Origin of the sequence: Agrobacterium sp. T29 (assembly GCF_006970545.1) — a bacterium.
Classification (GTDB): Bacteria; Pseudomonadota; Alphaproteobacteria; order Rhizobiales; family Rhizobiaceae; genus Agrobacterium; species Agrobacterium leguminum.
Map to the genome: position 1 here is coordinate 248617 of NZ_CP040640.1, position 14734 is coordinate 263350.

9 protein-coding genes and 1 tRNA gene are annotated in these 14734 nt (G+C 60.4%); 6 read left to right on the plus strand and 4 right to left on the minus strand.

The annotated features are described in order from the left end of the window. Positions 1–27: 27 nt before the first annotated feature. Positions 28–1317 carry an isocitrate lyase gene (gene aceA, locus FGF54_RS01265; RefSeq protein WP_137452356.1) on the minus strand — a complete coding sequence of 430 codons (1290 nt, stop codon included), beginning with the start codon at positions 1315–1317 and terminating at the stop codon, positions 28–30. A gap of 255 nt (positions 1318–1572) precedes the next feature. Here aceA and FGF54_RS01270 point away from each other — a divergent pair, with 255 nt between their 5' ends. From FGF54_RS01270 to FGF54_RS01290, 5 genes are all read left to right on the plus strand, one after another. After that, positions 1573–2988, plus strand: coding sequence for a short-chain fatty acyl-CoA regulator family protein (locus FGF54_RS01270; protein ID WP_142778696.1), 1416 nt, complete (start codon positions 1573–1575; stop codon positions 2986–2988). Positions 2989–3140: 152 nt separating this feature from the next. Continuing rightward, positions 3141–4238 (plus strand): polyamine ABC transporter substrate-binding protein, encoded by a 1098-nt coding sequence (locus tag FGF54_RS01275; protein ID WP_004432613.1) that lies wholly within the window; start codon positions 3141–3143, stop codon positions 4236–4238. A 165-nt stretch (positions 4239–4403) separates the two neighbouring features. Then, positions 4404–5561 carry an ABC transporter ATP-binding protein gene (locus tag FGF54_RS01280; protein ID WP_142778697.1) on the plus strand — a complete coding sequence of 386 codons (1158 nt, stop codon included), beginning with the start codon at positions 4404–4406 and terminating at the stop codon, positions 5559–5561. An 11-nt stretch (positions 5562–5572) separates the two neighbouring features. Next, entirely contained in the window at positions 5573–6481 is a 909-nt protein-coding gene (locus FGF54_RS01285) for an ABC transporter permease subunit (protein ID WP_142778698.1), read from the plus strand. Positions 6482–6485: 4 nt separating this feature from the next. Beyond that, the gene (locus tag FGF54_RS01290; protein WP_004432617.1) at positions 6486–7298 is read left to right on the plus strand and encodes an ABC transporter permease; all 813 of its coding nucleotides are present in this window, start codon (positions 6486–6488) and stop codon (positions 7296–7298) included. A gap of 310 nt (positions 7299–7608) precedes the next feature. On the opposite strand, the gene FGF54_RS01295 is transcribed toward FGF54_RS01290, so the two are convergent. Together FGF54_RS01295 and FGF54_RS01300 are read right to left on the minus strand one after the other, a co-directional pair. Next, positions 7609–9273, minus strand: a complete 1665-nt coding sequence (locus tag FGF54_RS01295; RefSeq protein ID WP_168207962.1) for an iron ABC transporter permease — start codon at positions 9271–9273, stop codon at positions 7609–7611. Between the two features lie 78 nt (positions 9274–9351). Next, positions 9352–13116: an ATP-binding protein gene (locus FGF54_RS01300; RefSeq protein WP_142778699.1), complete on the minus strand. Its 3765-nt coding sequence runs from the start codon at positions 13114–13116 to the stop codon at positions 9352–9354. A gap of 316 nt (positions 13117–13432) precedes the next feature. Here FGF54_RS01300 and FGF54_RS01305 point away from each other — a divergent pair. After that, positions 13433–13509 (plus strand) — tRNA-His (locus FGF54_RS01305). A gap of 173 nt (positions 13510–13682) precedes the next feature. On the opposite strand, the gene FGF54_RS01310 is transcribed toward FGF54_RS01305, so the two are convergent. Continuing rightward, positions 13683–14609, minus strand: a complete 927-nt coding sequence (locus FGF54_RS01310; protein WP_142778700.1) for a dihydrodipicolinate synthase family protein — start codon at positions 14607–14609, stop codon at positions 13683–13685. Between the last annotated feature and the right edge of the window lie 125 nt (positions 14610–14734).

Consider the following 14734-nt stretch of genomic DNA (forward strand, 5'->3'; position numbering starts at 1 on the left):
GTCACCGGGAAGGGTAGTTTTTCGATTTTATTCGGCCGCCGGGCGGAACTGGTCGTGCTCGGTGGATTCCTTCATGGCTGTCGTCGACGACGTGCCGCCCGAGATCGCCAGAGACACCGCGTCGAAATAGCCGGTGCCGACTTCGCGCTGGTGTTTGGTGGCGGTGTAACCATTGGCCTCGGCCGCGAATTCCGCTTCCTGAAGCTCGGAATAGGCCGCCATCTGCCGGTCCTTGTAACCGCGCGCCAGTTCGAACATGCCGAAATTCAGCTGGTGGAAACCGGCGAGCGTGATGAACTGGAACTTGTAGCCCATCGCGCCCAGCTCGCGCTGGAACTTGGCAATCGTCGCGTCGTCGAGGTTCTTTTTCCAGTTGAACGACGGCGAGCAATTGTAGGCGAGCTTCTTGCCCGGATGCACCTTGTGCACGCCCTCGGCAAACCTGCGCGCCTGTTCGAGATCCGGCTTGGAAGTCTCGCACCAGATCAGGTCGCAATAGGGCGCATAGGCAACGGCGCGGGCAATGCAGGGCTCAAGACCGTTCTTGACCTGATAGAAGCCCTCGACGGTGCGGCCGGCATCGTAATCCACGAAGGGACGGTCGCGCTCGTCGATGTCGGAGGTCAGAAGCTTGGCGGCCTCCGCATCCGTGCGGGCGATAACCAGCGTCGGCACACCCATGACATCGGCCGCAAGCCGCGCCGCCGTCAGGTTGCGGATATGCGCCGCCGTCGGGATCAGAACCTTGCCGCCGAGATGGCCGCATTTCTTTTCCGATGCCAGCTGGTCTTCATAGTGAACACCCGCAGCACCTGCCTCGATAAAGGCCTTCATGATTTCGAAGGCGTTGAGCGGCCCGCCGAAACCGGCTTCCGCATCGGCAACGATCGGCGCGAACCAGGTGTCGACCGAAAGGCCCTTGCCTTCCGCCGTCTCGATCTGGTCGGCGCGCTGCAGGGTGCGGTTGATGCGCTTGGCAAGCTCCGGTGCGGCATTGGCCGGATAAAGCGACTGGTCCGGATACATGGCCGATGCCGTGTTGGCGTCCGCCGCAACCTGCCAGCCGGAAAGATAGATCGCCTTCAGCCCGGCGCGAACCATCTGCATAGCCTGGTTGCCGGAAAGCGCGCCGAGCGCGTTGACGAAATTTTCCTCGTTGATCAGCTTCCACAGCCGGTTCGCGCCCATCTCGGCCAGCGAATGGCGGATTTCGACGGAGCCGCGCAGCCGCTCCACGTCGGCGGCGGTGTAGGTGCGCTCGATGCCATCGAAACGCCCCTGCGCAGCACCCGGAACAAGTTTGTAAAAATCCGTCATACTTCTCTCTCCCATGATAAATGCGGTTTCCGTAACGGGCCCTCTTCAACATCATATGGCGCCGTTTGATGTGACTACATTTACATTTTTCGAGATTTGAGCGCCAGAACAAACATAAAAACAGTGACTTGAAAGAGGTTATCCTGTAGAGTGCGTGACAGGGTGGAGATGTAAAATTGTAAATTTTGTAAAAGTCTTTTGCCCGGCAAGTTTGTAATAGATTTGTATGAGTCGCAGGCACGGGGAGGTGAGGCGGTGTCGGAAAACAAGATTTTTGCAGGCCCGCGCGTGCGCCGCATTCGCAATGGTCTCGCGCTGACGCAGACGGCCATGGCCGAGGCGCTGGCGATTTCGCCGTCTTATCTCAACCTCATCGAGCGCAACCAGCGACCCCTGACGGTGCAGCTGCTTTTGAAGCTTGCCTCCGTCTACAAGGTCGATCTGGACGACCTGCAGGGCGAAAGCGCCGGTTCCGCCGGGCAGCTGCGCGAGGTCTTCGCCGATCCGCTGCTGGCGGGTGAGGTGCCGTCGCCGCAGGAACTGATCGAGGTTGCCGATGCCGCGCCCAATGCGGCAAGCGGTGTCCTCAAGCTTTACCGGGCCTATAGGGAGCAGGCGCAGCGCCTTTCCGACCTCTCCGATCTTCTGGCGCGGGAGGGGCATGAGACGGCGCTCTCCTCCACCCGTCTGCCGATCGACGAGGTGCGGCATGTCTTTGAAAATCGGCCAGCCTATTTCCACGCCATCGACGCGGCGGCGGAAGAACTCCACAAACACTTATCGGCGGGCGACGATCTCGCCTCGGGCCTTCGTGCATGGCTTCAGAAAAACCACGGCATCGTGGTCCGCACCCTGCCGGTTCATGCCATGCCGAATCTCAGGCGGCGTTATGACCGCCATTCGATGCGGCTGTTTTTATCCGAACGCCTGTCGCAACCGGACCAATTGCGGGAAATGGCGATGGAGACCTGTCTTCTGGCGCTTCGCGAAGAAATCGGGACGGAGCTTGAAGGGCTCGGTCTGAAAGGGGAGGAGGCAAGGCGCATCGCCCGCTTCGAACTGGCGCGCTACGCCGCCCATGCGTTGATGATGCCATATGGCGCATTTCTGAGCGCCGCCCAGCGGGCGAAATACGATCTCGAGGTTTTGCGGTCGCGCTTCAACGTTTCTTTCGAACAGGCAGCCAACCGTCTTGTCAGCCTGCAACGGCCGTCAGCCGCGGCGATCCCGTTTTTCCTGATGGAGATCGACAATGCCGGCAACCGTTTCCGCCTTGCAGGGGCCAGCGGTTTTCCAAGGGCGCGGTTCGGCGGCCTCTGTCCGCGTCTCAATATTCATGCCGCTTTCGCCCAGCCGGGACAGGTGCTGGTGGAAGCGGTGGAGATGCCGGATGGCGACGCGTTCCTCACGGTGTCGCGCACACTGGAAGGCCCGCAGGCGGGTTTCGGCGAGAGGGTGAGGCGCACCGCCGTGCTTCTCGGCTGCGATCTCGCCCAGGCCGGAGAGACCGTCTATGGCCCCGCCGCCTCGGGTGCCGCGCCCGTCGCCGTCGGTCCTTCGTGCCGGCTGTGCGAAAGGCAGGGCTGTCTGTCGCGGGCGGAAGCGCCGCTGACGCGGCCGCTCGGGCTCGATGAAATGGTCACCGGTCTCAGTGTTTTCGACTTCCAGTAGGTGTTTCCATTCGCTTTTTTGTGGCCGGAACACATTTGGTTGAAAATGCTGTGCTGCACATTTCCCGCTTGCTCCCTTTTGTTTTCCTTTCTAGTCTCTCCCAAAAAAGGGGATCACGCTCCCATCGTGAGGATGCGTTAACAGGAGACATCATGAAAAACCGTTCTCTCCGCCTGACCTTGGCTCTCACCACCGCGCTCGTTGCAGCAGGCTCGGCAATGGCCCAGGAGAAGGTCGTCCACGTCTATAACTGGTCGGATTATATCGACGAATCGATCCTTGCCGATTTCACCAAGGAAACCGGCATCAAGGTCGTCTATGACGTTTTCGACAGCAACGAGCTTGTGGAAACCAAGCTTCTGGCCGGCAGCTCCGGTTATGATGTCGTGGTGCCGACCGGGCCCTTCCTCGCCCGCCAGATCAATGCCGGCGTGTTCCAGAAACTCGACAAGTCCAAGTTGCCGAATCTGAAGAACATGTGGCCCGAGGTTTCCGAGCGTCTGGCCAAATACGACCCCGGCAACGAATATGCCGTGAACTACATGTGGGGCACCACCGGCATCGGCTATAATGTCGCCAAGGTAAAGGCGGCGCTCGGCGATGTTCCGGTCGACAGCTGGGATATTCTCTTCAAGCCGGAAAATGCCGAAAAGCTGAAATCCTGCGGCATCAATATTCTCGATGCGTCGGACGAGACCTTCGCCATCGCCATGAACTATCTCGGCAAGAATCCGGATAGCAAGGAAACCGCCGATCTCGAGGCGGGCGGCGACGTCTATATGAAGATCCGCCCCTATGTGAAGACCTTCAACTCCTCCGCCTATATCGATGAACTGGCGAACGGCGACAGCTGCATCACCATCGGCTGGTCTGGCGATATCCTGCAGGCGAAGAGCCGTGCCGAGGAAGCCAAGAACGGCGTCGAGGTGAACTACGTCATTCCGAAGGAAGGCACCTATATGTGGTTCGACAACCTTGCCATCCCGGCGGATGCCAAGAATGTCGAGGAAGCCCACGCCTTCATCAACTATCTGATGCGGCCGGAAGTCATCGCCAAGGCCTCCAACTATGTTCAGTATGCGAATGGCAACCTTGCTTCGCAGGCGCTGATGGATGAGTCCGTCGCCAAGAACCCGGCGGTTTATCCCGATGCCGAGACGCTGAAGAAGCTCTTCACAATCTCGCCCTACGGACCGAAGGAACAGCGCGTCCTGAACCGCGTCTGGACGCAGATAAAGACCGGCAGCTGACACTTCCGCCCGCTGGTTGAGGAACGGCCGGCGGGCCTGTTTCTCTGATCCTTTGCCGGCAGGTTCCGTGACCTGCCGGCGCCGCCCGCCTCAAAGCATCGGACCGAAAGTCGGAAAATCCGATGCTCAAATCTACAAGACCAACGGGATTTGAGGGTAGGGTGAATGGCGAAAACTCTGGGGCCGGTCAAACGCAAATTTAGCCCTTGGGACAATCCCGATGCGGTGCCCTTCATCCGCTTTGAAAACGTCACCAAACGTTTTGGCGATTTCGTCGCCGTCAACAATCTGACGCTCGATATCTATGAACGCGAATTCTTCTCACTGCTCGGTCCCTCCGGCTGCGGCAAGACCACGCTGATGCGCATGCTGGCCGGTTTCGAGGAACCGACCGAAGGCCGCATCCTGCTGCAGGGCAAGGATATTTCCGGCGTGCCGCCCTATAAGCGCCCCACCAACATGATGTTCCAGTCCTACGCGCTTTTCCCGCACATGTCGGTGGAAAAGAACGTCGCTTTCGGTCTGGAGCAGGACGGTCTGCCCAAGGCGGATATCGCCGCCCGCGTCGAAGAAATGCTGCGGCTCGTCAAGCTTACGGAATTTGCAAGGCGCAAGCCAAGCCAGCTTTCCGGCGGTCAGCGGCAGCGCGTGGCGCTCGCCCGGTCGCTTGCCAAGCGACCCAAGGTGCTTCTGCTGGATGAACCGCTCGGCGCGCTCGACAAGAAGCTGCGCGAGGAAACGCAATTCGAACTGATGGACATCCAGACCAATCTCGGCCTTACCTTCCTCATCGTCACCCACGATCAGGAAGAAGCGATGACGGTCTCCGACCGCATCGCTGTCATGGACAAGGGCAATGTCGTGCAGGTGGCGACGCCGGCCGAGATCTATGAAGCGCCGAACAGCCGCTACGTGGCGGATTTCATCGGCGATATCAATATTTTCGACGCCAATGTCGTCGCCAATGCTTCCGATATCGGCAAGCCCGGTCTGGTGACGCTGGATTGCGAAGGGCTGAAGGTGGCGGTGGAGCAGGAATGCGCCGCTGCGACCGGCAGCCAGGTGGCTTTCGCCATCCGTCCGGAAAAGGTCCGCATCTCGCTCGACCAGCCCGCCGATAGCAGTGTCAATTCCGCCTATGGCGAGGTCTGGGATATCGGCTATCTCGGCGACTTCTCGGTCTTCATCGTCAAGCTTGCCGATGGCCGCGTCATTCGCGCCGCGCAGGCGAATGTTTCGCGTCTCGTCGATCGCCCGATCACCTTCGGCGATATGGTGTGGCTAAACTGGAAGCCGGATTCCGGCCTCGTCCTGACACGCTGAGGGAGGCTTCGATGGCGATCACCACTCCCGAAAACCGGCAAAGTCCCTGGCGCTGGCTGGTCGTCGCGGTTCCCTATTTCTGGCTGCTGCTATTCTTCGCAGCACCGTTTTTCATCATCTTCAAAATCTCGCTGTCGGATACGGCGATCTCCATGCCGCCCTATACGCCGGTCTTCGAAGGGTTTTCGAAGCTCGGCGCGTTCTTCTCCGAACTGGATTTCGAAAATTACCTCTTCCTGACGGAAGACCCGCTTTACATTGACGCCTATCTGTCGTCGCTACGCATCGCCTTCATCTCCACCTTCCTGCTGCTCTTGATCGGTTATCCCATGGCGCTCGCCATGGCGCGCGCGCCGTCTTCCATTCGCCCGACACTGGTGATGCTGGTGATCCTGCCGTTCTGGACCTCGTTTCTGATCCGCGTTTACGCCTGGATCGGCATTCTGAAGCCGGAGGGCCTGTTGACGGTACTGTTCCAATGGCTCGGTTTTCTCGGGCCCGACCAGCAGGTCAATATCTTCCGCACCGAGACGGCGATCTTCATCGGCATCGTTTATTCCTATCTGCCCTTCATGGTGCTGCCGCTCTATTCGGCGCTGGAAAAGCTCGACAATACGCTGCTGGAAGCGGCGGCCGATCTCGGCTGCCCGCCATGGAAGGCCTTCTGGAAGATCACCTTCCCGCTGTCGTTGCCGGGCGTCATTGCCGGCTCGATGATCTGCTTCATTCCGATAACAGGCGAATTCGTCATTCCCGATCTGCTCGGCGGCGCCCAGACGCTGATGATCGGCAAGACGCTGTGGACGGAATTCTTCGGCAACCGCGACTGGCCCCTGGCCTCCGCCGTCGCCGTGCTGCTGCTGCTGTTGCTGGTGGTGCCCATCGCCATCTTCCAGAACCAGCAGAAGAAGGTGGGGTGAGGCCATGAAACGCGGAAAATTCGACATTACCGTCCTCACCCTCGGTTTTGCCTTTCTCTATATCCCGATCATCATCCTGATCGTTTATTCCTTCAACGCCTCGAAGCTCGTCACCGTCTGGGGCGGCTTTTCGCTGCAATGGTATCGCTCCATGTGGTCGAACCAGGGGCTGATGGATGCGGCCTGGGTGACGCTGCGCGTCGGTATCCTCAGCGCCACCATCGGCACCATCCTCGGAACGCTGGCGGCGCTGTCGCTCACCCGCTTCGCGCGGTTTCCGGGCCGGGTGCTGTTTTCGGGCATGATCTATGCGCCGCTCGTCATGCCGGAAGTCATCACCGGCCTGTCGCTGCTGCTGCTCTTCGTGGCCGTCGGCGTGGATCGCGGTTTCTGGACGGTGGTCATCGCCCATACGACTTTCACCATGTGTTACGTGGCGATCGTCGTGCAGTCGCGGCTCCTGACCTTCGATCGCAGTCTCGAGGAAGCCGCGCTCGATCTCGGCTGCCCGCCGGTCAAGACCTTCTTCCGCATCACCCTGCCGCTCATCTTCCCCGCCGTCATTGCCGGTTGGATGCTGGCCTTCACCCTGTCGCTGGACGATCTGGTGATCGCCAGCTTCGCCACCGGCCCCGGCGCAACCACGTTGCCGATCAAGATCTATTCGCAGGTTCGCCTCGGTGTGACGCCGGAAATCAACGCCATCTGCACGATCCTGATCGGGCTTGTCACCATCGGCGTGATTGTTGCCTCCATCGCTTCCAAACGCACCGAATTGCAGCGGATGCGGGACGAACATGCGGCGGCACGGAACTGATCGAATATCCTGCGTCGATTTTTACGCGTTACTGTTGAAATCGCGAGAAAAGTAGAAACTGTTAATTTAGTTTCGGCGCTTTACGGTCTCAGAATAGGAATTTTCGTCGGTAATTGATCGATTTTGGTTTTAACCGCTTGTTAATAGGAGTTGGCGGAAAGTAAACCCAACGCAGGGCCGTCAAATTTTTGATAGCCGGGACTGATAATTTCCATCTGGCGAGATTGTCCCCCTTTCTCTCGTTGAAAAGCACAACTCATCCAGGCGGCCGCAAGGCCGCCTTTCTTTTTGCCGCAAAGGCCCGTGCCACTCAGCGGTTTTCCGGATGATCCATCGATTTCGAGACGAGCAGCACGGGAATAAGCCCGGCAATGATGATGATGATCGCCGGCACCGCCGCATCCTGCACCCTTGAGCGCGACGCATCCTCATAAACCAGCGTGGCCAGCGTGTTGAAACCGAAAGGCCGGAGCAGGATGGTGGCCGGAAGTTCCTTCATGGATTCGATCAGGACGAGCAGAAAAGCCGTCAGCGCCGCGGGCCGCATGTTGGGCAACAGCACCTTGAAAAGCGTCTGCGCCCGGTTGCGCCCAAGTGTCCGCGAGGCCATGTCGATATGAGGCGAAAGCTTCTGGAAACCGGCATCGAGCGTGCCTTCCGCCATGGTCATGAAGCGCACGGCGTGGGCATAGATGATGGCGAAGGCGGTGCCGGAGAGCAGCAGCCCGGTGGAAAAGCCGAAATGTGTGCGGATGAAGCCATCGACGCCATTGTCGAGGCTGGCCAGCGGAATGAGCACCCCGATGGCGAGCACGGTTCCCGGCACGCCATATCCCATGGAGCCGAAGCGGGCGGCCACCTTGGAGGTGCGCGAGCGCTCGGTGCGGATGGCATAGGAAAACACGAAAGCGGCTATCAGCGTCACGAAGGCGGCGGAAAGCGAGACTTCGAGACTGTGTCCGAGTGCTTTCAGAAGCTTCGGCGCAAACAGCGCATCGAGCCTCCTGGCGGCGTAACCGCCCAGCACGATAACGGGAATGAAAAAGCCGCTCGCCACGGGAACGAAGCAGAAAAGGCTCGCACCCCAGCGCCGCCAGCCGGTGAGTGCCTTCAGCCGGTGGCGCTGCGCCATGCTTGTCGCTTTCGGCGCACCGAAGCGCTGTTTTTCACGGGCATTGCGTTCGATGACGATCAGCGCACCGACGATGACGAGGATGACGGCGGCGATCTGCGTCGCATTGGCGAGATTGCCGCGATTGAGCCAGGTTTCGTAAATGGTGAAGGTCAGCGTCTGGACACCGAGATACTCGACCGCGCCGATATCGTTCAGCGTCTCCATCAGGACCAGAGAAAGCCCGATGGCGATGGCCGGCCGGGCCATCGGCAATTGCACGGAGAAGAACACGTTCAGCGGTTTTGCGCCAAGCGTGCGGGCCGCTTCGGCCGCAAACCGCCCCTGCATGGAAAAGGCGGCGCGGGCCGAGAGATAAACGTAAGGATAGAGGACCGAACTCAGAACGATCACCGCCCCGCCGAGCGAGCGTATGTCCGGAAACCAGTAATCGCGGATGCTGTGATAACCGAAAGCGGCGCGCAACGCGCTTTGCACCGGGCCGGTAAAGTCGAGAAACTCGCCGAACGCATAGGCGGCGAGATAGGAGGGGATGGCAAGCGGCAGGACGAGTGCCGCGGACAATAACCGCCGCAGCGGAAATTCGAATGTGGTGACAAGCCAGGCGCAGACGATGCCGAAGAAAGCCGTCGTCGCGGCCGTCATCCCCAAGAGCAGGAAGGTGCGAAACCCGGCGCGCGGCAGGACATTGGCGAGAAGATGCTGCCATCCTTCCGTGCTGCCGGTCAGCGCCAGCCAGAAAATTGCCAGAATGGGCATGGCGGCAATGGCCGCGACGATGACCGCCGTGATGGGCAACACCGAGAAGCGTCTTGTTGCCGGAAGGGAAACCGTCATGGACATGCCAGTCTACTGTCGTGCAAAGGCCTCAACCAGCGACCATCGTGCCGGCGGCTTCCGCATTGCTACGCCCGCATGGCCTCAGTTGGCAAGAACCCGCTGCGAGGGAAAGGTGATTTCCACCAGCGTGCCTTCATTCGGCGTGGAGGTGATGGAGAAATTCGCCCGGTTGGCGTCCACCATCGCCTTGGTCAGCGGCAGGCCGAGCCCGGTGCCGTCGCCGCGCACGCGCTTGCCGGAGGAAGCCACCTGCCGGAACGGCTTCATGGCCTGTTCCAGTTCCGCCCGGGTCATGCCGATGCCGGTGTCGCGAATGCGCAGCGACACGCTGCCATTGGCCTCATAGGCGGTGGACACCACGATCTGGCCGCCGGACGGCGTGAAGCGGATGGCGTTCGACAGGATGTTCAGCACGATCTGCTTGATCGAGCGCAGGTCGGCGACGATCTGCGGCACGGATTGCGCAAGAGCGGTGCGGATGATGACGCGCTGGTTGTTGGCCTGCGGCTGCACCAGCGAGACCGCCTCGGCCACCGTTTCGTTGAGCGGCACGGCAACGAAATCCACATCCATCTGCCCGGCCTCGATCTTGGAGATATCGAGCAGATCGTTGACGATGTCGAGCACATGCCGGCCGGAACGGCCGATATCATTGGCATATTCCACATAACGCGGATGGCCGATCGGTCCGAAACGTTCGGTCGCCATCATGTCGGCAAAGCCGATGATGGCATTGAGCGGCGTGCGGATTTCATGGCTGACGCGCGCCAGGAAGTCGGTCTTGTGGGCATTGGCGGTTTCCGCCGCCCGCTTGGCGTTGCGCAGTTCTTCTTCGGTGCGCTTCCATTGGGTAATGTCGCGGATCACGGCGCAATAGCCATGCGAGGATTTAAGCCGGCCGATGGTCATGAACAGTGGCAGGAAGCCGCCGGATGCTTCGCGGCCGATCACTTCGCGGCCGTCGTTCAGCACGCTGGCGACACCGTTATTGGCAAGGCCGGAAAGATAATCCAGCACGACGCGCTGGCTCTCATGGGCAAAAAGCGTGACGAAAGGCTTGCCGGCGATTTCACCATTGTCATAGTTGAACAGCGCGCTGGCGGAACGGTTGAGCGAGCGGATTTCGCCTTCGTCTCCCAGAAGCACCACACCGTCGGTGGCCGTTTCCAGAATGGAATGCAGCTCCTCCACTTCGCCCTGCAACAGGGAGAGGCTGCCTGCTTCCGCATTTTCGGCATCGCCGGTAGCAATATTTTCGTTGGCGGCCGCAACCGGCGCCTGCTTTTCCTCAAGCGGCACCAGAGACAGCATCAGCGCTTTGGTTTCTTCCCAGCGGATGGATTGCAGCCGCGCCTTGACGGGAATGATGTCGTTGTCAGAGCTGACGACCACCATGCCGCCTTCGTTGTCCGGCATGTCCTCCAGCTCCTGCCGCTGCAGCAGCGCTTCCAGACCGCCCACCTCTTCAAGTTCGGCGAGAGAGCCATAGCCCGTCAATCGCAGGAAATCCGGATTGGCGTGGATCAGCCTGTCGCCGGCATGCACCAGAAGCGCCACGGGCATCTGGTCCAGCGTCTCGGCCGTCAAGGCATTTGCGGGGCGAACGGACGGGCTGACCATGGCGGCGGCAATATCGGCAGCCGGCCGCTCGTCAGCCGCAGGCTCCTGCTTTTCGTCGGAACCGCTTTCATCCGCCGGTGCGCGAATGGCCGCAGGCTGCTCGCCACGAACATAATCGGCGAAAAGATCGTCTTCCTCCGCCGGTTCGGTTTTCCTGTCGTCATTTTCCGTTTCGGAGGGCGCGCTTTCCGAAACATCCGCATCGATATCCTGCATGATCGGCTCAGCGGAAATGGCTTCCGCATCCGTTTCCCGGTCTTCTTCGGAAGCAGCATCCGCCGGCGCCAGGGCGCGGCCGATTTCGCGGAAGGCGGCCTGCTCGCCTGCGGTCAGCCCCTCGCGGGAGCGCGAGCGGCGCTCCTCCAGATGGACGACCTTGTCGGAATAGGCCGGCTCCAGCGCGGGCGCCGCAACCGGCGCTTCGAATTCCGGCGGAGTATAATCATGGTGCTGTTCTTCGGCCGAAACCACGTCCGATGCATCGGCCTCCGTTGCCGGGACCTCGCCCTCAGCGATGGAACCGGCGTCTTGCGCCGCCTCGTCATCCTCATCGATAAAGGCCAGCAATTCGTGGCTTTCATCCTCAATAGTGGGCTGCGGCAGGGCTTTCGCCGGATCGGCCTCTTCGCCGTTGAGGAAGGTCAGGCCCGTGGCATGCGGGTCTTCGGTGGCATCGGCAAGCCGCACGATGCCGAAACCGCGGAAACCGTCGAATTCGCGTGAGCGCGTATAGGTGGGCAGGGCGGCAAGATCGATCGGCACCATCAGCGATGTGCCTTCCACCGGCCAGTAGATCGTCTTGCCCGACCATGTGTCGCGACGGCCGAGAAGCTCGCGGATCTTGCCGTCGGGATCGAGATTGAACAGGGCCGCGACATCGGCAAAGCCCATGCCTTCCACGGCAGCCGCCTTGGCGCCCACAGCCTCCGCAAATTCATGCGAGATCGAGCTGAAGCGTCCTTCCGCATCGATTTTCCAGACGAAACGGGAAGCGCGCGCACCGGCATTGAAGACAAAAGGCTGCGCTTCTGCGCCAACGCCGATGTCCGTATCCTCGGTCTCCGTCTCCGCCGTTATCTCCTCATCCGCCGCAGGAGCAGCTTCTGACGGCGCGGTTTCGACGATTTCATCGTCCGCGACTGCGTTTTCTTCAGCCCGGATCTCTTCGGCGGGAGCATCGGCGACTGCGCGCTCGGTTAAGGGAGGTTCTGCTTCATCCTCATCGAGTTCGAAAAGATCGGCGATGTCGTCGGTCATCGCCACATGTGCCGCCGCGTCGGCGTCCTGGGCGGAAAGCGCCGCCGGGGTCTCCGCTCCGTTTTCCGGCAATGAGAGAAGGTTGTTCTCATCCTGCTGCGCTGCCACTTCCTCTTCGGGATCGGCCGGCAGTTCCTGCACCTCTTCCACATCCTCGATGCCAGCGACGGCATCGAGCACGGAATCGAAGGAGGTTGCAGCGGCAACAGGCGCGACCTCCGCAACCGGCAGGGCGGGCTCGGCGGCGGCTGGCGTTTCCTGCGGCCTGTCTTCTGCGAAACCGTTGACGGGATCGAGTGTGCCCAGCGCGGTTTCGACCACGAACATCAGGTTCAGTTCGGGCGATGCCGCGATCTGGCCGGTGGCGGCGGGCAGATAACCCTTGCCCGTCGGCACCGGCCGCTTGACGAGATGGCCGGACTGTCCGGCTGCCATTTTCACCAGTGTCCGTGCGGTATGCGGCGTGATGCCGAGCGACGAAAAGCCGGGCGAGGCGGCAACAATCTCGTTCTCACCGTTCAGAACCGCCATATGGATATCGGGGTCGTCGAAACCTTCGATCATGCGCCGGGCGCATTCCGCCGTGTCGGGTGCGACTTGGTCAGTGAGGGCGGAAAACAGGATGGCGGGCTGTCCGGGCTCGGCCTCGATGATTTCCGCGCGCGCGGTAACGGCAAGGCTGCGGAAACCCGACGTGATGCGAATGGTAAACGGCAGGCTGTCGCCCGCTTTGGAAAGCCGCGCCGCCGTGGCTGCCAATTGCCGAAAGGTCACGTCCTGCGGTTTCGGACCCTGTTCCAGAAAATCATAGACCATAGGCGTGCCGAACAGCGCCGCACCCCGGCCATTGGCCCAAAGGGCGTTTTTAAGGTCGAGCGAGAACAACGCCATGGCCGCGCCGCGCCCGAAACCTTCACGCACCCGTTCATGCACTGCGATATCGATAAAGGGATACTGGACGGCGGGCATGTCGAAACCTATTCTGGCACTACCGGACCTTGCGGGCTTTTCGGCTTCCTCATGAAGCTCTAAACGTAAACCCGCCGAGGCATCACGTTAACAGAATTTTAAATAACTTCACAGCGCGGTCCGGTCCACCATCCGCCGGATGAATCGCCAAATAGAGTTAACATCAACAGGCCGCTGCGGCCTCTTTATGTCAGCCCGGCCCATTGAAAAGCACTTGCCTTTCTCAGCCTTTTTTCGCAAAATTCGAAGAGGCACTTGCAAATGGGGAAAACACCTTTTATGTCACCCCCCGTGACGCCGCTTCGGCGTTTCATGTGCGGTTGTAGCTCAGTTGGTTAGAGCGCAGGTTTGTGGCACCTGAGGTCGGTGGTTCGACCCCACTCAACCGTACCATTCCCCTCTCCCGATAAGTCTATATGTCACAGTGACTTACCGGGAGAGGGGAGTTTTCCCTATAGATCTGTTGTCCATGAGCTTCGTTGGGCTCGTGGCGAAGCGAGCAGAAATGCCGTTCCCGCATTGCCTCGCTGATCGGGTCCGTCACAACGGCAGTGAATTCATCTCCGTCAACGCAACAAGTCCAATCGGCGCATCTGGCGTTCGATCAGCGTCTCGACTTCCTTCACGGCGAGCGCGCTCAGCGGTGCGCCTGGGCGGCGCTGGGTCGCGCTGGCGATGGCGCCGCGTTTTGCCAGAACATGTTTTCGCACGGCAAGGCCGAGACCGGGCTGCTGTTCATAGCGCATCAGTGGCAGATAGGCATCGAACAAGTTCTGTGCGGCTTCGTATCTGCCCTCATTGCTGAGACGGACGACATCCACCATCATTTCCGGATAGGCGAAACCGGTCATGGCGCCATCGGCGCCGCGCTGCATTTCCTCGGTCAGGAAAACACCGGCATTGCCGCACAGGATAGAGGTGCGGCGACGGCCTTTGGCCTCCGCTTCGCGCAGGTCGGTGATCTTTTGCAGGCCCGGCCAATCCTCATGCTTGAGCATGACGATGCTGGGATGGGCCTCGAAGATGACGCCCAGCGTTTTTGCGCTTATCTGAACGCCGGTGGACAGCGGGAAGTCCTGCAACACCACAGGCACGTCGGCGCCGACAGTCTCGACGACGTTGCGATAATAGACGACGATCTGCTCATCGGTCCGCAGCGCGGATGGCGGAGCGACCATGACGCCGGCAGCCCCCAGATCCATGGCTGCCTTGGTCAGTTCGCCGATGGCGGCAAGGCCGGGTGCCGAGACGCCGACCACCACGGGTTTCCCTTCGGAACGCTTCAGCGTCAGCTTCGTGACTTCGATCGATTCCGCCTGGGTGAGCTTGGGTGCTTCCCCCATCATGCCGAGGATCGTCAGCCCGTCCGCGCCTTTTTCATAATAGAAGTCGACCATGCGGCCGATGCTTTCGCCATCAAGCGAACCGTCTTCGGCAAACGGTGTGCAGGCAATGACGAACACACCCTTGGTACTGGAATTTATGAGCGACATGACATGTTCCTATTTGAGCCGCCTGTGTTGCAAGGGTTCTGTTCCAACCCGTGGAATTGACCGCAGCGGAGCCGGGTCTGGGGGATGCCGGCCCTGCGCATGGGAGCGCTTTAGCCGGCAAACCG